This window comes from Halorubrum persicum (assembly GCF_002727125.1).
Lineage (GTDB): Archaea > Halobacteriota > Halobacteria > Halobacteriales > Haloferacaceae > Halorubrum > Halorubrum persicum.
The window spans coordinates 12,667-38,941 of record NZ_NHOA01000017.1; the positions used below are offsets into that span (position 1 = coordinate 12,667).

The window sequence follows — 26,275 nt, forward strand, 5'->3', positions numbered from 1 at the left end:
GTGTCCAAGCACGACTGACGTACTCAATCGAGACTGTGAACCATCGACGAGCTGTCCGTCAGTGGTCGTGCCCCTCCATCACCATCGGATGCCCGGTGGCGTATTCGTCCGGGTTTTCCCCGAAGGTCTCCTTGCAGGTCTGCGAGCAGAAGTAGTACGTCTCGCCGTCGTGGGTCGCCGATGGCTCGCTGTCGTCGGTCCGCATCCCACAGACGGGGTCGCGGTACTGGCCGGGCGCACCGAGGCCGCGACGATAAACGTACAGGAGGAACCCGGAGAGCGCGAACGCGACGAGGTTGAGGTAGAACGTGTAGTTGAGTTTGAAGTACGTCTGTTCGGTCGCCGTCTCGCCGCCGGCCAAGTCCGGGACGATGCCGAGGGCGTCGAACAGCAGCTCCATGAGGAAGCCGGTGAACGCCATCGTCACGAAAAAGACGCCGAGGATGTACAGCATGATCTTCCAGCCGTAGTACTTCCGGTAGACGTTCAGCACGGGGATCGTGATGAGGTCGGCGTAGACGAACGCGATGATCCCGGCGAAGCTGACGCCACCGCCCCACAGCGCGACGGCGAACGGGACGTTGCCCATACTGCCAACGAAACTGAGGACGGCGATGGTGACACCCATAATTGCGTTCTCGGCGGTCACGAGCAGGCCGTCGCCCTGAATGAACAGCGTGTTCCACACCCACTGGGGGACGAAGACGATGACGAACCCCGAGATGAGGAAGCCAGCGACGATGTCCTTCCAGATCATCGACCACTCTTTGCGGTACTGATTCCCGATTTTGTACCAGCCACCCCACGACAGCAACTCGTCACGCCACCCGCCGCGACTCGACGTCTCCTGGCGGTAGGTCTCCATACAGCCCTCCGAGCAGAATTTGAGCGTCTCCCCACCGTCGGTCGTGAGCGTGTACTCGTCTTTGCCTTCCATCCCGCAGGTGGGGTCTTCGGTGACGCCCGCCTCACGGTCGCGCTCGTTGAGCGTCTCCCGGACCTCGTCGAAGAGATTCTCGGGGAGCGTGAGGTGGACGATCACCGCCATCACGGCGATGAGGATGAGGCCGCCCAGCAGTTCCGCCAGGAGGAACTCCCAGCCGAGCAGAATCAGAATCATCAGCCCGAGTTCGACGATGAGATTCGTCGACGCGAACATGAACGCGAGAAAGTTCACCGCGTGCGCTCCCTTCTTGAACAGTCCCTTCCCGATGGCGACAGCGCCGAAACTGCAGCCACTACTGGCCGCGCCGAACGCAGTCGCCTTGGTGAGCCCACTCAGATCACCGTCGCCCAACACCTGTGCCATTCGCTCCTTGGAGACGTAGACCTGAACGAGACTCGTGATCGTGAGACCCATAATGATCGCCCACGCCGCCGTCCAGAGGAACCCGACACCGATTCGGAGGGCTTCGAAGATGCCCTCGACCATCGTCGCCTGCATAGATGTATCGTCGTACGGATCATCTTTTGCAGTTTTCCTTCAGATAGTTCAGGTTAGAGCCGTTGAGAGTGTGAATTCAAAAGATTAGCGGTGGGTAGAACACGCAGATCGAAGGCACAACCGCATTGAATAGTAAGGACGTAGTATTACTTGAGACCCAAACTCACGGAGGGATTACAATATGCCGACAAATTCAGACGACACGCGACTTGTTACGCTCCTCCTCGTTATCATCGGTGCCGTATTCATCGTCCCGCTGTTCTTCATGGGCTTCGGGATGATGGGGTTCGGCCCAATGATGGGCGGGATGTGGGGCGGTCACATGTGGGGCGACGGGACGATGCCTGGCTGGATGTTCATCGTCGGCATCGTGATGCAGTTACTGTTCCTCGCCGCCCTCGTCGGCGGTGGCTACCTCATCTACCGTGCGATTACGGGAAGTGAGAGTAGCTCAGACCAAGCCCTCGAGGAGCTCCGGCTCGCCTACGCCCGCGGAGAGCTGACCGACGAGGAATACGAACAGCGACGCGAAGCACTCGAACGAGATACCTGATTTCCACCCGGGAAACTTGAACGATGACCGGATTCTCCGACCGCCGTCAAGAGTCAACGCATCTGCAGCTTCCACCGTGGCTCGTCCGATACACGACGCTGGGACTGTACGGACTACTTGTCGGGACAGTCCTCTGTCTGGTAGCGTTCCTCACGAACCCCGTTCCCGACCCCTCGTTCCCGTGGGCGACGCTGCCCGAGGCAGTACGGCTGCCGGTTGCACAGCCCCGCATCGAACACTGGCCAGTGACCTACACTATCGGCATCTGCCTGTGGGTTTTCTGCTTTCCCGCACTCTTCCTCGCCGGATACCGGCGATACGGTGACAGAAGCCGTGGGGCAGCGGTATGGCTCGTCGGGTTGCCGACCCTGGCAATGCTGGGCTGGACCACGTACTGCCGGTTCTTCTGGCCGAAACTCCATCCACCGACCTGGAACGCCCCAGCCTACACGTTCGTTTGCTGGCTGTACTGTTCGACCTACAACGTGCTCTGGAGCAACACCGCATACGTCATTGCGTTATTCGGCATCGTCACGACCTTCCTCGTCGTGCGACACCAGGATAGAGACCGATATGCCCTTCTCGGGTTTGGATTCCTCGCACTTCCTCTTGGATTGCCGGCCTTGTACGAAGGATATCGACGGACGACGCAAACCGAAACCTGAGGATTTGTAACAGGTGACTGTTTTCAACGCTGTTCGAAAAGGTGGTGGGAAGGCTGCTAATTCGAGGAGGAGGTGGTGATCGAGACTCCTTCACTGATCACAGCCCAAAGAAGCGTTTTCTATGAGGGGCACCTCAGCACAAGTATGTCGACGACTGTCTCAACCCCCGAAACAGACGAGACATGTGCGTACTGTGACTCCCGGATCTTCGACCATGATCCAATCTGCGTCCGCGATTGCGAGAACGGCTGTGGCTCACCAACGTATTTCTGTAACTACGCCTGCCTCTCCGCATATATCGACGAGAACAACCTAACTACCGGGAATGCGTGCGAGTGGACTCCCGACGACACCAGTTGTTGCTGATCGGTAATCTTGATCCATGCACAGCCTTCAGCGACCGATTATTTCATGTTGTGGCCTTATTGATGGAGCCCAACAATCCCGATTTTGTCGCTTAGGACTCTCTGTGCGCACGAACGAACGCCCGGCGGAGGACAGTTAGGAGCACGTAGGTTTCGTACTTCTGGGTCTGACAGTGCTCACACGGTTGCATATCTGCGACGATCTCCGCTATCGCGTCCTCGTGGTCTTCTGTGAGCGTCCCGAGTGCATCCCAAATCTGGGGCTGAACGGCCTCAATCATCTCCTCGACAGCGTCATCCGCTGACTCAGGAAGCGAGTACGAGAGGACGATCGTATTTGCGTGGTAGTACTTCGTCGTCCCGCCGCGCCCCTCCTCAAAGCGGACCACATCGACGAGACCGGCATCTCGTAACTCGTTGATGTGATGGCGGACCGTGTTCTCCGTGCGGTCAACGCCGCGGTCATCAAGACGGTTGTGGACCTCGGTTGCCGTTAGCGCCTCCTCCGAGAGAATATCGAGGATCATCGCCCGCATCGGTTCGTCGATGGCGTCCGAAACCCGCGTGTCTCGCACCGCGATGTCCGCAAGCCGGTGGTCGGTGCCGGAACTACTCATACGAGAACTGAGTATGAGCAGGCGGGAAAAGCTAGCGGCACGCTGCTTGGAACTGGGTTCGCTGGGTTCGTGATACTGAAAGCCCTAGACGACCCGTTTGACCGTTCAAATCATCTATTCCCCCATTCAAACATATCATCTAAAAAATAGTTATTGGGGTGCGGGCACTACCTCAAACTGTAATGAGCGACACAACCCAGTTCCGCGTCATGGACTTCGACTGCCCGACCTGTGCGAGCACCGTCGAACGCGCCCTCTCGAACGTCGACGGCGTCCAGCACGTCGAAGTCCACTACGCGACCGGCCGCGTCGAGATCGAGTACGACGACAACGTCGCTGACCCCGACGCCTTCGCACAGACCATCGAAAACCAGGGGTACACGCCCCAGCCCGCCTAACACCATGAACAAACAATCGATCACGCAGTACTACCGGAAACACCGGACGGCCATCGTCACGGCGACGAGTGGCCTGCTCTACGGCGGTGGCTGGAGTCTCGGCTACCTCACGAGTTTCAATACGGCGAGCGCCGCCATCCTCATCCTCGCGACGATCGTGGGTGGCTACGACATCGCCAAGACCGCCTACCACGAGGTCACCAACCGGACGCTCGGCATCAAGACGCTGGTGACGCTAGCCGCCATCGGGGCCATCATCATCGGGGAGTACTGGGAGGCCGCCGCCGTCGTCTTCCTGTTCAGCCTCGGCAGCTACCTCGAGGGACGGACGATGCGGAAGACCCGGACTGCCCTCCAGGAGCTGCTGGAGATGACGCCCGACACGGCGACCGTCCGTCGCGACGGGGAACTCCAAGAAGTCCCCGCCCGCGAGGTCGAAGAGGACGAAGTCGTCGTCGTAAAGCCGGGCGGGAAGATTCCGGTTGACGGTTCCGTCGTCGACGGCGAGAGCGCCGTCAACCAAGCACCAGTCACCGGCGAGAGCGCGCCCGTCCACAAGGCCGACGGCGACGAGGTCTACGCCGGGACTGTCAATCAAGAAGGCGCACTGGAGATCCGAACGACGGGTGCGGGCTCGGATACGACGCTCGAACGGATCATCCGCCGTGTCGAGGAGGCCCAAGAGGCCCAGTCGCCCACGGAGAGTCTCATCGACCGGTTCGCGAAGTATTACACGCCGGCCGTCATCGTGCTCGCTATCGGTTCGTACGCCGTCACGCAGAACGCGATCCTGTCACTGACCCTGTTGGTCATCGGCTGTCCCGGCGCGCTGGTCATCGGGCCACCGGTCAGCATCGTCTCGGCCATCGGCAACGCCGCTCGGTCTGGCGTGCTGATGAAGGGTGGCGAACACCTCGAACGCGCCGGCAAGATCGACCTTGTCGCCTTCGACAAGACCGGCACCCTCACGAAGGGCGAGACCACCGTCGCCGATGTTGAGGGGTTCGGCGTTGCTGATGACGAGGTCCTCTCACTCGCGGCGACCGCCGAGAAGAAGAGCGAACACCACCTCGCTGACGCCATCGTCGACGCGGCCCGCGAGGATCCGACCGCCGCGACGGACGGCGGAACGACGGTCGCCCAGGCGGACGATACGGACGCCAGCCTCCAGTCGATCCCCGATCCGGACGATTTCGACGTGGTCGCCGGGAAGGGCGTTATCACCCATACCGATGGCCACGAAGTTGTTGTCGGCAACCGCGCACTGCTGGACGACCGCGACATCGACGTCCCCAGTCGGGTCGCCGACTACGTCCGCGAGCGTGAGGGGCGCGGCGAGACAGTCGTCCACGTCGTTCGGGACGGGGACGTCATCGGCGCGATTGCGATGCGGGACGAGCTCCGGGAGGCCGCTCCTGGGGTCGTCGCGGCGCTTCAGGACGCCGGCATCGAGACGGTGATGCTCACCGGCGACAACGAGCGGACGGCCGCCGCCGTCGCCGAGGAAGTCGGCATCGACGACTACCGCGCCGAACTCCTCCCCGAGGACAAGCAGTCCGTCATCGAGGGCTACCAGGCCGACGGCCACGTCGTCGCGATGGTCGGCGACGGCATCAACGACGCGCCGTCGCTGGCGACCGCCGACGTCGGCATCGCGATGGGCGCTGCCGGGACGGACACCGCCATCGAGACGGCGGACATGGCGCTGATGGCCGACGACCTCGAACGCATCCCCTACGCTGTCAAACTGAGCAAGGCAACGCGCTGGAACGTCCTCGAGAACGTCGGGCTCGCGGTGCTGACCGTGACCGTCCTCCTCGCGGGCGTGCTCACCAGCTACGTCACCCTCGCCGCCGGAATGCTGGTCCACGAGGCCAGCGTCCTCCTCGTCATCCTCAACGGGATGCGACTGCTCCGCCACTGACCACGAGACACGAACACAACCACAACTCATGACATCGAATTCGACTGCGACTGACACGACCCAGACTAGAACCAATTGGCAGGTCGACTACGACGTCGACCCGATCGAAATCCGCGACCCCGTCGCGGAGGCCCTCGGCGTCCTCGAACCGGGCGAGCCGTTCGTCGTCACCTACCGGGACGCGGTGAAAGAAGCCGGACACTCCTGTCCGACTGCCTCGGGCGCCTACCGGATTGTCCAGCTCGGGCTCGACGCCCTCTATCCCGACGACTATCCAGTCCGGAGCGAAATCGAGGTCCAGACGGCCGGCCCGCAGGACGATGCTGCGTACGGCGTGATGAGCCGCATCATCTCGTACGTGACTGGCGCGACCGACGATGACGGATTCAGCGGGCTCGCCGGCGGCTACGGCGGCCGCCGCGACCTCCTCGTCTTCGACGCGTTCGACCCGGACACCCCGGAGCCGACGTTCCGGTTCCGCCGAACCGACACGGACGAGACCGTCGAAGTGGCCTACCACGTCAGCGACGTTCCTGGCGGTGGACCCGCGATCGGGAACCTCCAGGGGATTCTCGACGGATCGGCAAGCGACCAGCAACGGGAGGCCTTTGCTGACGCCTGGCACCGCCGGGTACAGGTCGTCCTCAGCGACGACTCGCTGTTCACCGTCGACGCGGTGTGAACGCGACGGTCTACCCCTCACACTCGAAATATGTTACTACGGTATACTATCGATCTCCTCGAGCGCCTCAGTAGCGACATCACCGAGTTCTCCGGCCTCGATATGCGAGTATCGCTCCCGCACCATCTCCTCCGAATTATCGAGATACCGGGCGGCGACAGTATATCCGAATGCTCGAACGAGAACTTCACCCATCCCACGCCGACCACCGTGCGGAGCAAGGTAATCGTGTTTCGGATGGTCGATCTCGATCTCCGCGGCCTCCGAGAGGCGTTGGAGAATCGACCGTGCGCCGTCCGTCGTGATTGATGGCGGCCGAATGTCCTCATCGAGCGCCAGCAGGAGGTCGCGAGCGTATTCTTCACGGCGCTCAGTAATTGCTTCTGGGCGTTTCCCTCGTTCGGCTAGCTCTTCCCGGACGAGCTCTGCGAGCGTCCGTTGGTCGAACGTCGGAAACACCGGCCAGCGCTCCGTTGGTGGGGCCATCAGCTGGCGATAGCTTCGCAACGGCGAGATCACCGGATCGGGGAGGCTTGCGGCGTCCCATTGCTGTTTCTTCCGGTAGACGTCCATACTCCCGTCGTCGAGGGAGAGGTCCTCCCAGCGGACGCCACGCCGGCGCGGATCGTTTGGGTCCCGAAGGAGTTCCCCGACCCGAACGGCGGTGTACGCGAGGACGAACACCAGAGCCCGGTCACGAGCCGCCTTCAGCGCCGCGTAGCGTGCTCGCTGCTTGTCGAGGGGATCAGTATCCTCCGGGAGTGTCGTGAATGCCTCGACGGCGTCGCGGGCCCGTTCGTCGGCGTGGCGGGTGAGGTCGTGGCGCTGTTCGGACGTCCAGGCCTGCTGGTCACCGGGCTTGCGGCCGTCGTCCTCCGGCAGCGGCGCCATCGCACTCGCCCGCTGCGCGTAGTGGGCCTCAAGATATCCCTCGTTGACGCACCAGCCACACCACGCAGAGATATAGCGATAATAGGTTTGTACCGTGTTCTGCTTGAGTCCCCGATCTCCCCCGAGATGTCGGGCATACTCCCGGAAGACGCGTTCGTCGAGATCGTCGATGGTCGGCTCCCGGTCGACGTCGTCGGGGACGATCCCGGTCCAGTCGTCGTCGCCGCGGTCGCCGGCGGCCCACTCGGCGAATCGCTCGAGCTCGCGTGCAGCGTTTCGTCGATAGTTCCCGCCGTCGCCACCACGGCCTTTCCCTTTGTCCTGGAGGTAGCGCTCGAAGCTGTCGTCGAGCGGCGTCGAAAGCGCTCGGTCAGGCATTTACCGGCCCTCCACCGTCCTGCGGGCCCGGTCTCGGTGCCTCTACCCCGGGGGAAGCGCCGTCGTGAGGCGGTTGCAGCATTCGTGCTTACCCGACGGCGGCGGGGTACTTGAAAGTGGTCGTGATTACGGGCATAATCAGAACCACTTGTTGTTTTCGAGCCATCGGGAGAATTCGAGGAACTGAAGTCTCTTAGCGCCGGAATTCCGCACTACAGGAAATTGTATATCGTATATCGCTATACAAAATCTCGGTCCTCGTTCTGCGCGAGGTCATTTGTCTCCGAGTTCCGAAAGCCGAGACTGGATTTCCTCGGCATCCGCCTCAGAGAGCGCCTCAACACCGAACTGGACGAGTAGCGGGTAGAAGTGGCGGTTCTTCTTGAACTCGTCCTGGCCCGCCTTCCGGAGTTTTAGCTGGGACTCGAGGTAGGTGTCCTCCATCTCGTCGAGGACATCGTCGGGAATGTAGATCGTCCGCCCGTTCCACTCGTCCTTGATGTTCGTCTTCGTTTTGCTCGTTTCGTTCGTTTCACTCGTTGAAGTCGATTCGGTCGTTTCGGTCGATGAACTGGTTTCCACCGTTTCACTCACCTCACTCGTTTCACCGGAATCGACCTCATCGTCCTCCTCTTCGTAGTTGCCCTCGATTCCGGAAGCATCGCCCCAGCCGTCAGTCATGCTTCCACCTCTTCAGGTGCGGTCTTCTCAAATGTCTCGTCGAACAGGTCGGCGATCTCGTTGAACAGGTCGCGTGCATCCTCGACGCGTTGGTTCTCCTTGCTGAAGCCGAAGACGGACACCCCCTCGCCAATCGACTGAGAGAGGTCGGTCCGCTTCGGGATCTCGAACACTGGGAGGGAGTACGCCGACTTGATCTCCTCGATGGTGTCGCGATGTTCGGCGTTCTGCTCGACACGGTTACAGACAATCGCGAGCCGATTGATGTCTCCGTACGCCTGTTCGAGGGAGCTCAACTGCTTGGCGAAAATCTGGAGGCTGTTGGCGTTGAGCTTCTCTGGAATGACGGGGATGACGACGTTGCCGGTCGCGACGAGGGCGTTATCGGTGAGGACGTTCAGGGATGGCGGCGTGTCGACGATGATGTAGTCGTAGTCCTTGTCGAGTTCGTCGAGAGTCATCTCCAACCGCTCGCGACTCTTCGGCGCCTCAAGCAGCGTCTGGATGTTCTTGTTGTTCGCGAGTTTCTCGCTTGCGGGGAGGATGTCGAATTCCTCGTGCTCGACGATGATGTCGTTCACCGACTCCATCTGGTCGAAGTCGAGAACGTCGAACAGCGTCGTCCGGTCGGTATCGTAGTACAGATCGTTGTAGCCAAGTGAGCAGGTGAGCCCGCCGTGGTAGTCGATATCGACCAGGAGGACGTCGTGGCCTCGGGCGGAGAGTGCGCCGCCAGTATGAATGACGTCAGTTGTCTTCCCCGCGCCTCCCTTCTGATTCGCCACCGTGATTCGTGCTGTGTTGGTGTCGGTCATTTTCTTCGTTTACCTCGTTGTGTTCGTTTCGTTCGTTTTGCTCGTTTTGATTGTTCTGTTCGTTTGGTTCGGTGAGGGTGTTTCACTCGGTGAGAGGAATACTACGATGTTAAAACCAAGTGTTCGTTCCACTCGTTGAAGCAAACACACTCGTTGCCATCAATCCATTCATTCTATTCGTTACTTTCGTTTCTCTCGTTATGATCATCGAGGACAGGTCAACCAGGACATCCTCAACCAGTTCGTTCCTCAGAATTCGTTCATTACTCTCGTGTTGCTCGTTCTGTTCGTTTTGTTCGTTTAATTCGTTATAGTCGTTCCGCGTGTTTTCGACAGGGGTCAAGGCTACCTCCGGGACGAATGAAGAGATAGTGGCTTCATGGCCATTCGAGTAAGACTTTTAACTGTTACCGGATTATTGGTAACCCCTAGATGTACGAGGTGCTCGACGACACGGCGGCGCAGATCATCCTCGCCATCGAGAGTGGTGACTCCATCCGTCGTGTCGCCCAACACCTCCACGCGCCGTACGAAACGGTGAGACAGGCCGTCAATCGGCTGGAAGACGCAGGCTACGTCCGCTATGATGACGGGCTCTCAGTCGTCGATGACCGCGTGAGAGACGCAGCACGAGAGCTCGTCGCTGCCAGCGCCGGCGCCAGTCCACCATCCATCGAGGAAGCCTACGTCATCCCACAGTTCGGTGACTGGCCCTTCGCGTTCACGCGGATCGACGCCGTCTACGTGTGGACCCAAGGCGGCTATCAAGTTGGTCGCGAGCCCGACGACTATCCGCTGTTCCTCGCTGTTCGTGAGCAAGACGTCAACTACTGGGAGGCGTTTTTCGACTCGTTTGACCTCCCCACCGCATTCGAGCGGCAGCCCCAAGACGAGATAGACGGGGCGCTGCAGATCGTCCTCGAGCCACGCCCCTCACTCGACATTGAACACGTCGAGGGGTACCCCGTTATCCCGAGAGCAGAGACGATCGAATATATGCGCGAGAACTACGCCCAGTTCCAGTCGGCGCTCGCCATGCTCGACCGGATGTACGAGGACATCGACCTCGGTGTCACGTACCGGGAAACGGAACGAGCGCAGCCATGAGTTTCCACAACCGAAGTGACGCACTCATCGAACTGCTCGAGGACCTCACTCAGGAGGGACACGAGTACGTCCTTGTCGGCGGCTACGCTGTCTCAGCATTCAACGCACGCTTCTCTACGGACCTCGATATCGTCGTGGCACCAGACTCCAAGGCCGAGTTCGGCGAATTCCTCGAACAACGAGGTTTCGAGGAAACGGACAGCCACGCCAAGGAGTGGTTCTACGACACCGAAGTGATCGAGTACGAGAAGCGGCTCACGCCGCAGCAGCCGATCGGCTTCGATCTGCTAGTGAATGGCCTCGGTTGCCGCTAGACGGAGGCACAGTGGTCGTTTGACTACCTGTACGACCATAGCCACCAGCAGGAGGTAAGCGGGGGCACAGTAACGACGACGGCCAGAGTCATCGATGGAGCCGTCCTCGTGGCGGCAAAGCTCCACAGCGGCCGCGAGACAGACCTTCGGGACGTCCTGGCAGTGGCGGAAGAGATCGACCTCGACGCTGTCACGCCCCACCTGCGGCGAGGGGGCGACGATGCACTACGGGAGCAGCTAGAGCGTGGACTGGAGATCTTGGAGAGCGACGAACTCAAGCACGGGTATCGGAGTGACTTCGGAGCCTCAGCTGTCTCAGAAGAGACAGTCTCCGCCCTCCAAGAATATCTGACAGAGCAGGTAAATAGGTTGGATTGAGAATCAGTCGTGGCTACAAACCATTCTGCGAACAGCTGATTGTCGAATAGCCGTGGGACTACTTGACCAGGTCCATCATCGGTCGAAGTTCAGATTCAATTTCCGCCATCTGATCCGACACCCAATGGAACCGTTCCTCTACGCCCGCATCAGTAAACCGGAGTGAAGCTCGTACGTCACGATTTCGGTCATGTTGGAGGAGTGCGAGAGCGTACGCGAGCATCTGCGGCCGATAGTGTTCCGCGAGCTCACCCGATGTCGTAGCAGAGAGGTCGTTGGTCTTGTAGTCGATAATGTGGAAGGCATCCGGTGTGACGAGCAGCCGGTCGATATCACCGACAATTCGCGACTCATCAATTCGGGCGACAACAGAATACTCGTCGTAAACCGCTTGGAGCTGGGAATCAGCCTCAACCTGGTCCACAAATTCGACCGCATCAGCGGCATGATCGACAGCATCGCGGAGGTCAGGTTCTGTCGGCTCCTCACCGGACATCCGACTCAGACGGCGGATCAGGGTAGGCCACTCGTCTCTTGGAGGCCGAAGTTCGTTGATCCGGTGGACGACCGTCCCGAACGTCGTTGGACTCAGGCCCGCCGACTCCTCCCGTTGAGTGTAACTGTGACTGTCTGGAGACGCATCCGCCACCGCATTCACGAGCGTCGTGGCCGCGATCCATTTCGCCGGCGCGAGCGACGGTGGTGAAGGAATCGAGATCTCCGGCGCTGAATCAACAGCGTCGTCGTCAGTGTGCCAGTCTACTGGGCGCGGCGGCTTGCGAACGGTATAGCTGGCCCCATCCATCTCGCCACGGGCCTGTCCATCCCGAACCGCCTCGGCTACGAGAGCTCCGTCAAGGAGGGCTGGCTGTAACCAGTCCCGCCACCGGTCTGCGTCGTCGAAGGCTGCAGGCTCGCCCAGTTCGATTGTCCCGGACTCGTCGACGTCGATGTCATGCGTGCCGCAGAGAAGGAGGTGATCCCGCGTTCGTGTACACGCTACATAGAGGAGGCGTTTCGACTCCGCCCGCTCCTGAGGACGCGACCGTCGGTCGGCGTACTCGTGGACGGCCGTCTTCTCGATGGAGAACGTATCGCCCGGATTCGGCCCACCGACCGCCGGCACCGGCGGCGCGTCATCAGTTCCATCCACGAGTCGAACGTACCCATAGTCGTCCACAGAGCGACCGAAGTTGAGGTCACTCCCGAGATCAGGGACGGTGACGATCGGGAACTCGAGTCCCTTCGCTGAATGGATCGTCATGATCCGGACGCCCTCGGCGTCACCGGGAATATCTGCCTCCCCCTCACGAGGGTCGATCTCGGCTTGGCGGTCGATCCGGTGGAGCAACCCGGCAGCTGTGTGAACACCGTTCTCGGTCCAAGTACGGACCTGATCGCGGAACTTCTCGACGTTCGCGACGGCCTGCCGACCGCGTTCGTCAGCACTCACACTCGCCAGATACCCCGTGTCGTCGATCACCCGGGACAGCAGGCGGTTCCACGGGAGGACGCCCTCTTCGGACGGCGTCGCACAGCCGCTGAGGGTCCGCCACGTTGTGAGGAGGTCGAACGCGTCCGCGAGCTGTGGATCGTCCGTCTCGGCGAGTGCGTCCCATACTGAATCGGCCTCTGCGACAGCCGGTGCGAGGCGATCATCCGCGAATCCGAACAGCGGCGACCGAAGCACCCCGTAGAGGGAGACATCGTCCTGTGGATCACCGAGTACTCGAAGCAGGTTCGTGAGCGCCTGGACCTCAGGCGTATCGTAGAACCCGACGCCACCGACGACAGTGTAGGGAATATTGTACTCCTCAAGGGCGCGCTGATACCGATCCAGATGGGTTCGCCGGCGGAGGAGAATTGCTGTGTCGTCGGGAGTAGCGTCACGATGGACACCTGTATCGGGGTCTTGGACTTGCGGCGGATCGTCGAACAGGTGGGTTAGTCGAGCAGCGAGCGCTTGCGCTTCGGCCTCGATGGTGTGGTCGAGCGCGCCTTCGGCGACCGGATGGTCGTCGCCGAAGAGCTCCGCTGCCGTATCGGCGTCGTCGGGGACAGCGAGATACTCGACACTCCCGGTCAGTCCCTCGATGTCCTCGATACGGTCGCGTTGTGTGGTCAACTCCTGCGGTGGCGCTTCGTGAGGTTCGTGGCTGTCACCCTCCGGCTGGAATAGGTACTCGAAGAGCTCGTTCAGGAACGACAGCGGCTCGTCCAGCGTCCGGAAGTTCCCGGAGAGTTCGAGCGCGGTCGGACTCTCGGCATCGCTGTCGGGAACGTCGTCGACCCCACGGGCTTCGTTGACAGTCTGGAGTTCCGCTCTCGCTTCCCCGAACGTCGTCACGTCGGCACCACGGAATCCGTAGATACTCTGTTTCTCGTCGCCGACCAGAAAGACGTTCGACGCCGTCTGCTCGTCGACGCCCGTGAGGAGCTTGACCAGCTCCCACTGGCGCGGATCCGTGTCCTGGAACTCGTCGACCATCACGGCCGCAAACTGCTCTCGTAGCCGCTCCGTGACGGCATCGTTCGTTCGCAAGAACTCAAGGGTGGTCTCGATCACGTCGGGAAAGTCGAGCGTATCCCGGCGGTCCTTCTCGTCGGTGTAGGTTGCGAGGACGTCGTCGAAAACCCGCATCAGAGCCAGCGCGTAGTGAGCGCTGTTCGCTTCGAGCTCACCGGGTGTGGTCTCGACCGCATCCGCGTGCGGTTCGACGGCATCGATGACCGTGTCGATGGCGTCTTTCAGGTCGTCGTAGACGTCACCGTACTCACCCCAATCATCCCTGTCACCGACGACGTACCCCGAACTGCTGTACAGGCCGCCGTTCTTCTTCTCACAGGCCTCGTAGAGCTCGAGAATTGCCCGCTGACAGTCCCGGGGATCGCTTTCCTCCAGGTCGTCCGAGAGTGTCGTCGCGACCTCGGTGAAGGTCTGGTAGGCTCGAAGGCCGTCCTCGTCGGCGATAGTGTCCTCACGGTCGACACGGCCCGCAATCGTGCGTAGCTGGTCAAGGAGTCCGTCCGCATACAGCGTCTGTCGGGCGTCGGCGACGTCGAGATCACAGACAAACTCCCAGCAGATATCGACGTAGTCGTCGGCCTCGGCGTCACGCCACGCCTCGAGGACCGCCTCGCTCTGTGGGCGCTCATCGAGTAGTCCAGCGAGTACATCGACCAGCTGGTCACGACCCCAAAGCTGAGCGAGGAGCGCGACGTCGTCATCGTCCTGGTTGCGTTCGAGGTACTCCGTCACGACTTCGCGTTGGAGTGTCGCGGCGCCGTCTTCGTCGAGCACGTCGAAGCCGAGCGGGACCGGAGCCTCGACGGCCCGTTCTCGCAAGAGCCGCGTACAGAACGCGTGAATGGTGTGGACGTAGCCATCCTCCAGGTCGTCGAGGACGTTTCGCCAGCGGTGGTAGGCTTGTGGTGAGTCGACAGCCTCGAGCCGGTCGTACACCTCCTCCCGAACGCGCTCGGTCAGTTCGGCAGCAGCCTTTCGCGTGAAGGTGATCGTGACGATATTCTTCGGGGTGAGCGACGGGTTCTCGGCCAGTATCGTCACGTACCGCTCGGTGAGCGTTGTCGTCTTCCCCGTCCCAGCGCCGGCAGTGATCGCGACGTTCCGGCCCTGGACGAGCGCGTCCTCCTGTTCCTCTGTGAGCTGAATCTCCTCGGGTTCCTCAGTCATCGCTCATCACCGCCTCGATGTCCTCGTCGTCGCGAACACGGAGCGGAACGTACGCAGCCTCGTCCTCATGAACCTCGTCGACGAACTCCCGCTTGCGGTGATGGCGGACATCGCACGCCCGACGGTAGTCACAGTATCGGCAGTTCGCTCCGCGGGCGGACAGAAGCGTCGTGTGGAACCGTCCGTTGCCGATCGCCTCGTCGATCTGGCCCAACCACTCCGGAACGACATCGTTCAGGAACCGGCGGAGTTCGACCTCTGAATCGAACTTCGATTCGACGCCGCGTGGAACCTTGAGGTCGTTTGGCGGTCGCACCTGATAGTACGTCGCCGAGAGCGAGCCCTGTTCGAAGAGATCACCGTCGACGACCTCGGCGGCAGCGAGCAGATAGATGGGGAGTTGGAACTTCGTGCCGCCGGTCGTCTTCGTCATATACGGTGCTCGACCAGTTTTGTAGTCGTAGAGCGTGAGCGTCGGTTGTTCGCCACCCTGGCTCACGTCAACGCGATCGATGTATCCCCGAATCGAGACAGTCGAGCCGTCCGGTCGCTCAACTGTGAACGGCCCAGCATCCGAGTCGGGAAGTCCCTCGCCGAACGGGGCCTCGAACAGGTGTGGGCGGTCAGCGCCGTCCCGCGAGAGTTCGTTGTCGAGGAAGGTAGCGAACAACCCCTGTTCCGGTGCGTCGTGAGGTTTGCTCCCGGCCTCGTACGGAGCACTCTCGCCGCCACCCAGGCCCGCGAACAGCTCCGCCTTCCACCGTTCGTAGAACAGGCCGTCGTACTCGAAGTCAGCATCCCGGAGTTCTTCGACGGCAATCTCGCGAAGGTGTATCGCCAGGTCGTTCCGGTCGAACTCGGTGAGGTCGACACCATCTTCGGTTTCGTCCTGTAGATCCGCGAAGAACCGTTCGAGGACGTCGTGGACGTACGATCCGGTTTCGAGGGGCGTAGGGACGACCTCGACGTCGTCGGGATCCTCGATTCGGAGCACTTCGTCGGCGTAGAACTTGAACCCACACTCGACGTATCGCTCGATTCGACTCGCGCTGTAGGGTTCCCGCGCCGACGGAGGGTATACCTCATCGACCGTCTCGGGTTCTAAAACGCCGTCGTGTTCGGAGAGGCCAGTCGTTCCCCTGTTGTCCGCACAGTGGAGTCCCCGATCCGTGCGCTTGGTCTGCTCGGGGGAGAGATCACCTCGGTCGCCGGCGCGGCTGACTGCCGCACGCCGGTCGGCCGTTGCAGCGACATGCCGCTGTAGGTCCTCGCGGGAGCCCACGCGGTCGTCGACGCCGTCTTCGGGTTCGATGCCGGTCACGCGCTGGAGTTCGTCGAGCACCGGTGACCGCACGACGGCGGATTCGTCGTCGCCCGTCTCTGGTGTGGTGATCGTGAGTTCGTCGACGTTCGCGAGGAGCGTCGCGAAGAGATAGCGCCCCCGGAGGCGCTCGTCGCCAGTGTCGAACCGCGGATGGGCGTCGGTCATCTCCTCGAAGAAGGCCGGGCGTTCCGGCGTTACCGGGAAATGCTCGCTCGTCAGGCCCACGAGGAACACCTTCTCGAACGAGCGCATCCGGGCGTCGAGCAGCCCCATCACCTCAACGTGGCCGCCAGCAGCGCGCTGTGGAACCCGAATCGGCACGCCATCGAACGCACGGGTGAACAGTGCCAACGGAGAGAGGTCGCTATTGACTGCCGCCAGCGACTCGAACGAGGAGAGGACCTCGTCCACGAGGTCGTAGGCGCGCTGTTCGACGGCTTGCTCAGCGCCGCTGGCGTAGTCCTCCGTCGCCGCCTCCAAGCCGAATCGGTCGTCCAACAGTCGTCGGAGCGTCTCGGTTGCGGCTTCGATGTCCTCCGTTCGGAGCGTCTCTAGCGTGGCCAGCAGCTCCTCGATTAGGGGCGCCGCCTCGCCGTCGACGTCATCGAGCAGGGGTGACACAGAAACCGTGTCACGCCGGCGAGCAGCTGCCGTGACGGCGTTGGCTTGGTCGGTGTCGACGACGTCAACCAGTGGATTTGCTAACAGGGACGTGAGGTCCTCGGCCCGCGGATCCGGTTCGGCGAGGTTCAGGAGATCGTGGACGACACTCCCGGTGAACGTCCGGTTCAGCTGTGAGGCGGCGGTCGTGACGTGCGGGATGTCGAACGTATCGAACGTGTCCTCGACGTACCCCGAATAGGCCTCGGTCCCGGGGACGACGACGGCCAAGTCGTCGGGGTCGCGACCATCGGCCAACTCGGTTCGGAGCTCGCGAGCGACGAAGCGAATCTCGCGCTCAGGCGTCGGGAGTTCCCGCCACCGGAGGCCGTCTGGAACAGGGGCAGTATCCGGGTCCGGGCGGTAGAGTGACTCAGTGATCGTTCCGAAGGTCTGCCCCGACTGGTCGATCGGCTCGAGTTCCACTATTTCAAAGTCGAGCGCTTCGTAGACCTCCAGGGCATCTTCCGCAACAGTGTCGACTCCGCTCCGACCATCCTGGTGAAGCGGCAGCAGTGCAATCATCGGAAGTTCGTCGACGAGGCGTTCGATGAAGCGGCGTTCGACGGGGCGGAATTCGTGATACCCGGAGAGGACGACGACATCCAGTTCCGGGGAGAGTGTTGAGAGTGACTTCTCTGTCGCAGCCACTGCGTCGAACATTTCTCCCCGGGTACAGACCCACTCGTCGACGTAGTCAGCGTGGAGATTCCGGTAGTGTCGGTACGCATCGACAGTGGCTGTCGCGATACGGTCATCGAGAGCGGAGCCCTCGAACTCCGCTGCCAATGCGTCGGGGGTCCCGACGCCGGCGTCGTCGAAGAGTGAGAAACGGCTGCTGAACGAATCCGCGAGAGCGGCCGAGGCGGGTTCGCCGGCGAGAGCGCCATCTGTTTCGGCTGTCGTTCGGTCAAGCGCATACTCCGCCAGCCGGCGGTTCAGCTGCCCGGAGAGGGGTTGAACCGGACCGTGGAGCTCCTCATACCACTCCCGAACGACCGCATCGAGCGTCTCGGCACGAAGACGGAGGGGTGCGTGGGACGCGGCCCAGCGATCCTCGACCATACCCCGGCGAGCGTCGTTCCGCGTTATGTAGAGAATACTCCCCAGCGAATCGGTGGCGATGTCATCAGCCCGCTGAAATGCCCGTCGTTCCAATCGGGCGTGTTTCGGACCGGTGAGAAGCGTTGAATCCATCGAACACTCCCTACCAAGATATCGGTCTCACTTCACTCTTGGCGAGACTGACAGCTTAGGAGTGGCTTACCGAGAGGGACCAAAATAAAGCAGAGAGGACTGAGAACTCACCCGACGGTCGCTAGCACTCGGACATCTGTGTCCGAGTGTCGTTCGCGCTGAGTTCGAGCACCCCGTTCTTGCAGGAAGTTCTCGATTTCATCGGCCAGCGTATCAGCGTCCTCTCTCTCGACATGAACGATCAGCGTTGGCCGGTCTGGATCGTTATTGTCGATGACAAGCGATACGTCTTTGAATTCGTCCGGCTGTCTGTACGCCTCGAATTCCTCGGCGACCTGGTCAGCCAGGTCATCGAGAATATCCGCTGGGTCTGAGGTCATATTTGGATGAGGGGCGCTTTGAAGACGATCACACCTGACGGGCTTGGAGAGAATTCTATCGACTACTACCACCTCCGACAACCAGTTCGACAAGCAGGTGTTCAGAAGCGTCGTTTTACGAACCGCGAGAGACGTGTTTTCGCATAGAATGCAGAGATGTTACTGTTCGAGGTAGGTCGTCACCTGTTTCTGAAGATGCTTGAACGCATCCTCGGCAGTGTCCACGTCAGAAGCCCCTGTGATGACTATTTTCCCGTTGGCAAAAACCAAGAGAACGGCCGGGTGGTCAGCGGGCCGATAGATGAGACCGGGGAACTGTTCTGGCTCATATTCCACGGATTCCAAGCCCAACGCGATAGAGAGTGTATTCAGATCGACCGGGTCGTCCAGCTGTGCCGTACAGACAACGTTCTGTACCGTGAATCCGGTTTCAGTCTCTGCATCTACGATGTCCAACTCAGACAGTGTTGTGAGGAACGCGTCGTTCGTTTCGTACAACTGTTCGAACGTAGAGCACCCACTGATGATGTATTTCCCACTCCGATAAACCGTGATGAGCGGACCACCCTCAACAAGCCGAAGATAGAGACCATGGTAGTTCGAAGGGTCGTATTCGGTGTATGGCAGATCCAAATCGGACTCGACCTCGGCGACGTCGAGTTCCACACCCAAATCTCCCGACCCGACAGCGTTCGCAATAGATATCATTCGTCCTTTGCCTCTGTAGGAGAGACGACGTACGCCGCTGTTACTAATTCCGGTTCTTGGGGAGTAACGTGCTTCTCTTCCTCAAGCCTGGATAGCTCCTCTTCACGTTCTCGTCGTAGACTCTCGAGCTTCTGCTTCGCGTTCCCAATCGGCGCGGACATATCCGCACCCTGCTCAGCCCGCTGTTGGTACTGCTCTAACCGCTCCTCCCACTCTTCGATTTGCTCTTCGAAGTATCGCTCAGCGTGCTCACGTTTGATTTCGATCTCCCGTTCTCGTTCGGTTCGGGCCTCTTCAGCAAACGACTCAACGTGCGTCCACGCCTCCATCTCTGCTGCCTCGTAGAGGTCCTCAGCCATACTCGAGAGCCGATCAACCTCGTGCGACAACGAGACGTCACTGGGAGCGACCGTCTTCGAGAGTTGAGGAACATCCGTCGTTACACTGCCATCCGGGCGAGCGTAGAGGCGAACGAACTTCTCAGTCACCACGTCGCCGGCACCGGAGACGTAGCCAAGTCGGTAATTGAACAGGATTCCAGGCGTTCGAGACGCCGTCGCAGCGACCTTCGTCGCAATTTCACCCTGGATCCGGTCGCTGTCCGAGCAGATTTCGATGAGCGACTCGACGAGAGGATGGTCAAGCGAGATGAACTCGACATCATCCTCCTCCATCGCGATATCCTTGGTGAACGTGGCCCGTGGGTACTGTCGTGCTACCTGATTTCCACTCAGGACCTCAGGGACATCCAACTGGAACACGTCCCCTTCCATCCTGGCCGGCCCCGGTCGAACGCCCTTGATAGAGCCGCCGAATTCGTCGAAGAACACTCGCACGAGCGTCTCGATATCGTCCTCGGACACCTCGCCGTGTTGACTGCGTTCGATCACGTCGAGAATCTCATCGTCTTCGCCGGAGAGGTCGAAGCGGTCGCGAATCAGGAACTCGTTTTCGACGGTCTGAATCGCTTCGCGTTTCTCCTCGATGGTCGCCTCGATATCGGCGACGACACGTTCAGTCGGCTCCCCTTCAGCGATAGCCGCCATTATCGTCTCGTCCAAGTCGACATCCTCGAGGACGCGACCGAGGACATCTGAGCGCATCCCGAGGTCCGACTCGATCTGGTTCGTCTTCTCGATGAGCAGGTTGAGGATCTCGCTCTCGCGGGTATCGGCAAAGAAGAGATTCCGAATCTCGACCGTGTGCTCCTGGCCGTAGCGGTGGAGCCGCCCCATCCGCTGGTCGATCCTGATGGGATTCCACGGGAGGTCGTAGTTCACCATGATGTGGGCGAACTGGAGGTTGAGCCCTTCCTGGGCGGCGTCAGTCGCGAGCATCAGGTTGGCCTCCTCCTCGAATTTGCTCATCTCTTCCCGTCGACGGGACTGCTCGAGGTCGCCGTACACCTGGGCGACATCATGATCAGCGAAGACCTCGTCACGTAGATACTCCAGCGTGTCCGTGTATTCGGTGAAGATCAGGATTTTCTCGTCGGGGTCCTCTGAGAGAATGCGGTCGACGAACTGCCGGAGCAATCGGGCCTTCGAGTCCGTCTCGATGTTCTTGGCCTGCTGCCAGAGCTGTTTCACGCGGTCCAGCTCCTGCTGGACTTGCGACTGATTGAGCGTAATCGTGACCGTCTCAAGCGCCTCCTCGACCCGAGCGCGTTCTGCGTCGGTGAGCGTCTCGGGTTCGGTACTATACCGCGGAATGAGGTCCTGAACCTCGTCAGGGAGGTCTTCTGCGACGGCGTCGTTCTGAATCGCCCGCATCCGGTTTTCGAGGGACTTCCGGATCGCGTAGATACTCGAGACCAGCCGCTTCTGGTAGATGACCATCGTGAACCCCGCCGCCTGGTTCTCCTCCTGCTGGGCGAGGTTGTAGTACTCGCGGATGTACTCGGTGACGTCGTCGTACAGCTTCCGCTCCTCGCGAGTCATCTCGACCGGGAGTGCCTCGATGTTCTTCTCGGGGAACATTCGGGTCCCGTCGGTCTCGTACATATCGTCCTTCAGCCGGCGGATCATCAGGTCCTCAAGCGCCTCGGGACTGATCTGCGACTCGTGGCTGAAGCGATACGGATCGAGCAGGCTCACGAGGAAGTAGAACTGGTCTGATTTCCCCTTATGCGGGGTCCCGGTGAGCAACAGCAGCGCATCGGAGTTGTCGGCGACGGCCTCACCAACTTGGTATCGCTGTGTCCGCTCGATGGAGTCATCGCTCGACCGTCTGGCCGTAAGGTGATGGGCCTCGTCGAAGACCGCGACGTCCCACTCCTCGTCGAGATTCTGGAGGGCATCGAGGACGGAGACGCGGTCCGACTCGGGGTCGTCGGTGGTCTGCTTCGCGAAGTCGATGGAGGTGATGATGAGGTCCTCTTGCTTCCAGACGTTCTGGCTGGGGTGGGACTTTCGGTGTGTACGAACCGTCTCGCGGTCGTAGATGACGAAGTTGCGGTCGAACTTCTCGCGCATCTCCTCCTGCCACTGGACGGTCAGCGGCGCCGGCGCGACGATGAGCACCCGGTCGGCGCGGTCGCGAGCGATGAGCTCTTCGATGACGATGCCGGCTTCGATGGTCTTCCCGAGGCCGACCTCGTCGCCGATGAGGTAGCGGTGGTCGTAGGAGTTGAGGATCTCGTAGGCGGCCTGTACCTGGTACGGTTCGATCTCGATGCGGTTGCTGGTCAGCGAGAGGAATCGATCGTACTTGTAGGCGAGATCCAGCCGGATCGCCCGCTCTCGAAGGTCGTAGTGGAGTGGGGCGTCGGACTGGCCTGCTGCGAGGCGATCGACGAGCGAGTCGAGTTTCTCGATGTGAGGGAGGCCGCTGGGGAGTTTGCGGAGCTGGCCCTCCGAGGTGTAGACGTGGAGGAGATGCCCACCGTTGGGCCGTTGCTCGATTTTCGTAATCTCTCCACGCCCGCCGGCGAACTTGACTTGATCGCCGACCTCGAATTGGTTCATCCTTCTGTAGCTTCCTCAATAATCTGAATATCAGCCTCGTCGAGATTGAACAGTTCGTAGACCTTATTATCGATCTGAGAGTCAAGGTCGCTGATTTTCACATCCAGTTTTTCAGCGTGTTCTTTTCTATCGAGGTAGCGCTCAAGATCGTCCTCTATATCATCGATTGCGGGTAAAGTGAGTTCCTCCAGTCTATCAACTAACGATGTTGTGGAAGTTGCGTTGTCCCGGAAGTTGGCAAAGCCGTCTCCCTCACTCACAGCATATTCGACGAATTCGGCGAGCAGGGAACGAGTCCGGTCGTCAAGTCCGACAAACTCCATTGCAGGGATCAATTCTGTCTCCGTATAGCCCCAACGATCAGTTTCGAATTCTTCTTCGTCTTCAGGTTTATAACGAGCAGAGAGGCTAATTACTACGTCTGACCCGTTTTCTGTGACTGAAACGGAACCAACTCGAAGACTGTCCCGTGTCTCTGTAGTCTCCGCAATGATTGACTCGGCAACTCCTTCTGGGGGCTGATATATCCCGATATCGGCAAGTTTCCGACCATCATCATATGGACGAATATAATCAAGCAGATCCAGATTAAGTGACTCCCTCGTTTGTCGGGATTCAGTCAACTCTTCGGCAAGGTCAGCTAATTCTTCGACGTCCTCATCCTGTTCATCCGCCAGAGATGTGGGGACAGGGAGCCCTTTGATAGCGTGTGTGAAAGACCGTTGGTAGCCACCTCGGTACTCAGACGTTACGAATTGATAGTACCAATTGACAGGGGTTGAGTTCAGAACTGCCAAGAGAGCATAGGAATCCGAGGGGACAAAGTAACAGGTATTAACCATATAATATCCCGACGTATCCATAGCGAAGCTACACTCTTTTGAGATATCAGGATAGACTATTTTCGGGTTCTCAAAGAAGGGTTCATACTCTTCCTGATCCTGCTGGAGCTCGTACCATTCTTCATCTGTTGCGGTATCTCCAATCTGATCCTTGTACTTCGATAGATGATTCTTCACCGCAGGATAGTCGTCGATATTGACACCGACTTTGGAATAAATTAGATACCTCGATTGGTTGTCAATATGATACCGAGAGAGGTCAGTCCCTTTCAGAAGCGGTTTGATTATTTCAGCTGAACTCTCGTCTTGTGATACCAATTCGTTTCGCTTCTTTTCGTCAATAACAAAAGCGTCATTCCCGCCTGTTACGACGCCTCTCCCGAGACCATCAACTGCATTCTTGACTCCCGCAACCTCTGTTACATATTCAACTAGTTCGTTAGAGCGATTGTCGAGTGTCCTTTTGACCCGTTCTTCATCGACAGACCCCATTGACCACTTGTCCGAGTCGAAATATTCGGCAGGTAGTGACACCGCCAGTTCTTCAAACTTTGCGGACAGGTCATCAAAATCCAGACTCTCGAATTTTGCTGCTCGAACATCTTCGACGAATCTCTCTCGAGCGTCTATGATGAATATCGCTGGGTACGTCGATATACCCGGGAATACTTCTAGATCACCGAAGTCTAGCACCTGTTCGACTTGATAATTTGTCAATAGTTCTCTGAGGTTTTCTCCATACTTAGCCCTCATCCACTTATTAGAAACAATCACCCCATATTTGGAGGAACAAAGCTCCAGACTCCGCTCAATAAAGTATGCATACAAGTCCACGCGGGTATCATGAACGTCATATCGCGACGAGAGGAACGGCTTTAGCGGTTTGATTTGTTCCATCCGGACATACGGGGGGTTCCCAATAACTGCGTCAAATCCAGGATCGGATACACTGTTCCCGTCCACGTCGTAGAAGACCTCTGGATACTCCAGCTTCCAATGGAAGTAATCATTCTCATCTGCCCATTTTTGAGCGTCTTCGAACCACTGCAGACCCTCGATTGCGGCCCACTTTTCATCGTCTTCCAAGGCCGCAGCCATGCGTTGATAGGCGTCGGAGGGAAGATTATCCAGACCAAATTCTTCGGCAGTATGGACATTCGTCATCGCTTCAAGCCGCTGCCGAAGCTTGTTCCGTTCGAACTCGTCGTACTTGGCCTCCATCTCCTTGACGTCAGCGAGTTCCTGGTTCTCGATGGCGATGAAGTCCTGATAGATCCGCATTAGCTGTTCGATGGTCCCCTTCCGAGCCACACCGAAGTCAGCGAGTGTCGCGTTCTGCCCATCACCACCAGCATCAGACTCCAGCTCTTCAATTTCCTCGATGTCGCTACCGACAAGCGAGTTGCCCGTCTTCAGGTGGTGATCTAAGAACGCAAGCGGTTGTTCAGCCGCGAGCGTCCGAAGCCAAAGGGACACCTTTGCAAGCTCGACAGCGAGCGGATTCAGATCGACGCCATAGATACAGCGCTGGGCGACCTGCCGGCGGGCCCAGTTGATGTCGTGCTCTTCGTCGACGGTTTCGATTCCCTGCTGGGCGGCCTGCTTTTCTTGGGCGTCGATGATCTCACGCGCCAGATAGTCGATAGCACTCGTCAGGAAGTGACCGCTTCCCATCGCGGGATCGAGGATCTTTAGGTCGAAGATGCGTTCTGCGAATTCCGCTGCAAATCCACGCTCACCCCGGGCACTCTGTGCCATGAGGTCGTTCCGGATATCCGTGACGAGCGGTTCCAGCGTCTCTTCGACGATGTACTCAACGACGTACTCCGGCGTGTAGTACGAGCCCGTGGCTTTGCGTTCCCCAGACCCGGTCGTAAGGTGGATTTCACCCTCCTCGACGATCACCTCGTCACCCTCGCCGGCAGGGACGTACTCACCGTCCTCCAGCGCGAGCGGTTCGTCAGCGACGTCGAGCTGATACTCGAGAAGCCCCTCGTAGATGCTCCCCAGGTGGCGGACGTCCAGCGACGAGTAGTCGACGAAGATCTTCCCGCCGCCGTTGCCGTTCTGACTCCGGGTGAGTAGTTCGATGACCTCAGCGAGGTAGGCGTCCCCGACCTGGTGGGTCGCGAGGAACCGGGCTTCGACGCTGTCGTCCTCGTCCGGGTCAGTTCTGAACAGTCCGCCGTTGTACGCTGGGATGTAAAGGTCCTCCTCAGGGATACCGCGCGACTGACTGCCCTGGTCGATGAGTTTGAACAGCTCGTCCAGTCGGTCCCAGAGGTTGTCTTGCCAGTCGCGATACTTCGGATTCGGGCTGTCGAGTTCTTCAGCGACGTCCTGCTTGAGTGTATTCAGACTGTAGGATTCCTCGTAGATCTCGTTGTTCGTGTCGAGCAGGTCACGACCCTCACTTTCTGCGTAGAGCACGAAGATGAGCCGGTAGAGGTAGATGAGCGAACTGTCGTGAATGAGGTCGAGATCGTCCTCGGAGAGGTCGTTGTCCGGGTACTGCATGAATCCCTCCGAGAGCACCTTGATCGCCTCGTAGATGTTGTCCTGGAGGTCCTCTCCCAACTCTTGGGCGAAGACATTAGACTCGTCGTAGACTTCATCGAGGAAGCACTCGCCGCTGGAGTCCTCGAGGAATGCGCCGTGCCTGAAGAAGAGGTAGAAGTATTTGAAATCCTCAAGATCGCCTTTTTCGAGGACGGTCGGCAGGTCGATTTCGTAGTAGGAGTCGAGGCGGTGGCTCGTCGGACCGTAGTAGAGCCGCCACTTCTTCCCGTCAGTGAGGACGGCCCACCGCGCCGGCGTCTCCTGCAGGTAGACGTGAATCTGGTAGCTCGGGTTCTCGAAGTCCCGCTCGTGTTCCCCGCTCCCGCGGGTATCGAGCGGACGACCCCAGCGCTTGGCGTCCGCGACGGCGACGGCGTCCTTGTAGAAATCGCCACCTTCCTCGCGGCGCTCGAACGCACCGCGTGCGGCGTCCTCGGTCTCGAAGAAGCCATAGTCGGGACGGCGCTGGGTCCGGCTGGTACTCTCTTCGACCTCGAAGGGGATACCCAGTTTCCGGAACATCGGCCGGATAAACTTCTCCTCGAGCTGGGACTCGTTACGCTTGGGAGCCGTACCCTTCTCGCGCTCCCACAGGTCCATGATGTCCGCTTTCGCCTCGCGGAGGTCCTCGTCGCTAAGCTCGTCCCACGCCTCGGTTTCGGGGAGGTGCTCGTCCAGGTAGTAGTTCGAGAACAGGTCGCGATTCGTCCGATAGGTGAGTGCCGTTTGCATA

Annotated in this window: 18 protein-coding genes and 1 pseudogene; 8 read left to right on the plus strand and 11 right to left on the minus strand. The window is 59.7% G+C overall.

The annotated features are described in order from the left end of the window. Nucleotides 1-58: 58 nt before the first annotated feature. Nucleotides 59-1,444, minus strand: coding sequence for a permease (locus tag DJ69_RS02530; protein ID WP_099254163.1), 1,386 nt, complete (start codon nucleotides 1,442-1,444; stop codon nucleotides 59-61). Nucleotides 1,445-1,625: 181 nt separating this feature from the next. On the opposite strand from DJ69_RS02530, the gene DJ69_RS02535 reads away from it, so the two are divergent. From DJ69_RS02535 to DJ69_RS18735, 3 genes are all read left to right on the plus strand, one after another. Next, entirely contained in the window at nucleotides 1,626-1,997 is a 372-nt protein-coding gene (locus tag DJ69_RS02535; RefSeq protein ID WP_099254164.1) for an SHOCT domain-containing protein, read from the plus strand. A 23-nt stretch (nucleotides 1,998-2,020) separates the two neighbouring features. Continuing rightward, on the plus strand, nucleotides 2,021-2,662 hold the full coding sequence (locus DJ69_RS02540; protein WP_099254165.1) for a hypothetical protein: 642 nt from the start codon (nucleotides 2,021-2,023) through the stop codon (nucleotides 2,660-2,662). 144 nt (nucleotides 2,663-2,806) lie between these two features. Beyond that, nucleotides 2,807-3,028, plus strand: coding sequence for a hypothetical protein (locus DJ69_RS18735; protein WP_099254166.1), 222 nt, complete (start codon nucleotides 2,807-2,809; stop codon nucleotides 3,026-3,028). Nucleotides 3,029-3,119: 91 nt separating this feature from the next. Here the strand turns inward: DJ69_RS18735 and DJ69_RS02550 are convergent, their stop codons facing one another. Next, nucleotides 3,120-3,644, minus strand: a complete 525-nt coding sequence (locus tag DJ69_RS02550; protein WP_099254167.1) for an ArsR/SmtB family transcription factor — start codon at nucleotides 3,642-3,644, stop codon at nucleotides 3,120-3,122. Nucleotides 3,645-3,826: 182 nt separating this feature from the next. Between DJ69_RS02550 and DJ69_RS02555 the strand changes: the two genes are divergently transcribed. The 3 genes from DJ69_RS02555 to DJ69_RS02565 are packed head-to-tail and all read left to right on the plus strand — an operon-like array spanning nucleotide 3,827 to nucleotide 6,648. Continuing rightward, complete coding sequence (locus tag DJ69_RS02555; protein WP_099254168.1) at nucleotides 3,827-4,042, plus strand: heavy-metal-associated domain-containing protein; 216 nt, start codon at nucleotides 3,827-3,829, stop codon at nucleotides 4,040-4,042. A gap of 4 nt (nucleotides 4,043-4,046) precedes the next feature. Further along, the gene (locus tag DJ69_RS02560) at nucleotides 4,047-5,966 is read left to right on the plus strand and encodes a heavy metal translocating P-type ATPase (RefSeq protein WP_099254169.1); all 1,920 of its coding nucleotides are present in this window, start codon (nucleotides 4,047-4,049) and stop codon (nucleotides 5,964-5,966) included. A 28-nt stretch (nucleotides 5,967-5,994) separates the two neighbouring features. Beyond that, nucleotides 5,995-6,648: a hypothetical protein gene (locus DJ69_RS02565; RefSeq protein WP_099254170.1), complete on the plus strand. Its 654-nt coding sequence runs from the start codon at nucleotides 5,995-5,997 to the stop codon at nucleotides 6,646-6,648. 36 nt (nucleotides 6,649-6,684) lie between these two features. On the opposite strand, the gene DJ69_RS02570 is transcribed toward DJ69_RS02565, so the two are convergent. The 3 genes from DJ69_RS02570 to DJ69_RS02580 form a co-directional block, all read right to left on the minus strand. Further along, a complete protein-coding gene (locus DJ69_RS02570) occupies nucleotides 6,685-7,917 on the minus strand; it encodes a phage integrase SAM-like domain-containing protein (RefSeq protein ID WP_099254171.1) in 1,233 nt (410 codons plus the stop codon). Nucleotides 7,918-8,190: 273 nt separating this feature from the next. Next, complete coding sequence (locus DJ69_RS02575) at nucleotides 8,191-8,598, minus strand: hypothetical protein (RefSeq protein ID WP_099254172.1); 408 nt, start codon at nucleotides 8,596-8,598, stop codon at nucleotides 8,191-8,193. Next, on the minus strand, nucleotides 8,595-9,413 hold the full coding sequence (locus DJ69_RS02580; RefSeq protein ID WP_099254173.1) for a ParA family protein: 819 nt from the start codon (nucleotides 9,411-9,413) through the stop codon (nucleotides 8,595-8,597). The genes DJ69_RS02575 and DJ69_RS02580 overlap by 4 nt, the downstream gene beginning before the upstream one ends. A gap of 432 nt (nucleotides 9,414-9,845) precedes the next feature. Here DJ69_RS02580 and DJ69_RS02585 point away from each other — a divergent pair, with 432 nt between their 5' ends. Beyond that, complete coding sequence (locus DJ69_RS02585; protein WP_099254174.1) at nucleotides 9,846-10,520, plus strand: helix-turn-helix domain-containing protein; 675 nt, start codon at nucleotides 9,846-9,848, stop codon at nucleotides 10,518-10,520. Then, nucleotides 10,517-11,212 (plus strand): annotated as a pseudogene (locus tag DJ69_RS19160) (hypothetical protein). The gene DJ69_RS02585 and the pseudogene DJ69_RS19160 overlap by 4 nt, the downstream one beginning before the upstream one ends. A gap of 58 nt (nucleotides 11,213-11,270) precedes the next feature. Here the strand turns inward: DJ69_RS19160 and DJ69_RS02595 are convergent. From DJ69_RS02595 to DJ69_RS02620, 6 genes are all read right to left on the minus strand, one after another. Then, the gene (locus DJ69_RS02595; protein ID WP_099254175.1) at nucleotides 11,271-14,906 is read right to left on the minus strand and encodes a UvrD-helicase domain-containing protein; all 3,636 of its coding nucleotides are present in this window, start codon (nucleotides 14,904-14,906) and stop codon (nucleotides 11,271-11,273) included. After that, entirely contained in the window at nucleotides 14,899-17,955 is a 3,057-nt protein-coding gene (locus DJ69_RS02600; protein ID WP_099254176.1) for a PD-(D/E)XK nuclease family protein, read from the minus strand. The genes DJ69_RS02595 and DJ69_RS02600 overlap by 8 nt, the downstream gene beginning before the upstream one ends. Nucleotides 17,956-18,194: 239 nt before the next feature. Further along, the gene (locus DJ69_RS19165) at nucleotides 18,195-18,467 is read right to left on the minus strand and encodes a hypothetical protein (RefSeq protein WP_082226617.1); all 273 of its coding nucleotides are present in this window, start codon (nucleotides 18,465-18,467) and stop codon (nucleotides 18,195-18,197) included. Nucleotides 18,468-18,626: 159 nt separating this feature from the next. Then, complete coding sequence (locus DJ69_RS02610; RefSeq protein ID WP_049908458.1) at nucleotides 18,627-19,175, minus strand: TATA-box-binding protein; 549 nt, start codon at nucleotides 19,173-19,175, stop codon at nucleotides 18,627-18,629. Further along, nucleotides 19,172-22,141 carry a DEAD/DEAH box helicase gene (locus tag DJ69_RS02615; protein WP_099254177.1) on the minus strand — a complete coding sequence of 990 codons (2,970 nt, stop codon included), beginning with the start codon at nucleotides 22,139-22,141 and terminating at the stop codon, nucleotides 19,172-19,174. The genes DJ69_RS02610 and DJ69_RS02615 overlap by 4 nt, the downstream gene beginning before the upstream one ends. Next, the gene (locus DJ69_RS02620) at nucleotides 22,138-26,274 is read right to left on the minus strand and encodes a class I SAM-dependent DNA methyltransferase (RefSeq protein ID WP_099254178.1); all 4,137 of its coding nucleotides are present in this window, start codon (nucleotides 26,272-26,274) and stop codon (nucleotides 22,138-22,140) included. Before DJ69_RS02620 ends, DJ69_RS02615 begins: the two co-directional genes overlap by 4 nt. Nucleotide 26,275 lies beyond the last annotated feature (1 nt).

What these genes read in the sequence shown, in the direction of transcription:
- DJ69_RS02570 (WP_099254171.1), bottom strand. Translation starts at nt 7,917, where the DNA reads ATGCCTGACCGAGCGCTTTCGACGCCGCTCGACGACAGCTTCGAGCGC.
- DJ69_RS02620 (WP_099254178.1), bottom strand. Translation starts at nt 26,274, where the DNA reads ATGCAAACGGCACTCACCTATCGGACGAATCGCGACCTGTTCTCGAAC.
- DJ69_RS18735 (WP_099254166.1), top strand. Translation starts at nt 2,807, where the DNA reads ATGTCGACGACTGTCTCAACCCCCGAAACAGACGAGACATGTGCGTAC.
- DJ69_RS19165 (WP_082226617.1), bottom strand. Translation starts at nt 18,467, where the DNA reads ATGACCTCAGACCCAGCGGATATTCTCGATGACCTGGCTGACCAGGTC.
- DJ69_RS02600 (WP_099254176.1), bottom strand. Translation starts at nt 17,955, where the DNA reads ATGGTCGAGGATCGCTGGGCCGCGTCCCACGCACCCCTCCGTCTTCGT.
- DJ69_RS02535 (WP_099254164.1), top strand. Translation starts at nt 1,626, where the DNA reads ATGCCGACAAATTCAGACGACACGCGACTTGTTACGCTCCTCCTCGTT.
- DJ69_RS02530 (WP_099254163.1), bottom strand. Translation starts at nt 1,444, where the DNA reads ATGCAGGCGACGATGGTCGAGGGCATCTTCGAAGCCCTCCGAATCGGT.
- DJ69_RS02610 (WP_049908458.1), bottom strand. Translation starts at nt 19,175, where the DNA reads ATGATATCTATTGCGAACGCTGTCGGGTCGGGAGATTTGGGTGTGGAA.
- DJ69_RS02580 (WP_099254173.1), bottom strand. Translation starts at nt 9,413, where the DNA reads ATGACCGACACCAACACAGCACGAATCACGGTGGCGAATCAGAAGGGA.
- DJ69_RS02595 (WP_099254175.1), bottom strand. Translation starts at nt 14,906, where the DNA reads ATGACTGAGGAACCCGAGGAGATTCAGCTCACAGAGGAACAGGAGGAC.
- DJ69_RS02615 (WP_099254177.1), bottom strand. Translation starts at nt 22,141, where the DNA reads ATGAACCAATTCGAGGTCGGCGATCAAGTCAAGTTCGCCGGCGGGCGT.
- DJ69_RS02560 (WP_099254169.1), top strand. Translation starts at nt 4,047, where the DNA reads ATGAACAAACAATCGATCACGCAGTACTACCGGAAACACCGGACGGCC.
- DJ69_RS02575 (WP_099254172.1), bottom strand. Translation starts at nt 8,598, where the DNA reads ATGACTGACGGCTGGGGCGATGCTTCCGGAATCGAGGGCAACTACGAA.
- DJ69_RS02540 (WP_099254165.1), top strand. Translation starts at nt 2,021, where the DNA reads ATGACCGGATTCTCCGACCGCCGTCAAGAGTCAACGCATCTGCAGCTT.
- DJ69_RS02555 (WP_099254168.1), top strand. Translation starts at nt 3,827, where the DNA reads ATGAGCGACACAACCCAGTTCCGCGTCATGGACTTCGACTGCCCGACC.
- DJ69_RS02565 (WP_099254170.1), top strand. Translation starts at nt 5,995, where the DNA reads ATGACATCGAATTCGACTGCGACTGACACGACCCAGACTAGAACCAAT.
- DJ69_RS02585 (WP_099254174.1), top strand. Translation starts at nt 9,846, where the DNA reads ATGTACGAGGTGCTCGACGACACGGCGGCGCAGATCATCCTCGCCATC.
- DJ69_RS02550 (WP_099254167.1), bottom strand. Translation starts at nt 3,644, where the DNA reads ATGAGTAGTTCCGGCACCGACCACCGGCTTGCGGACATCGCGGTGCGA.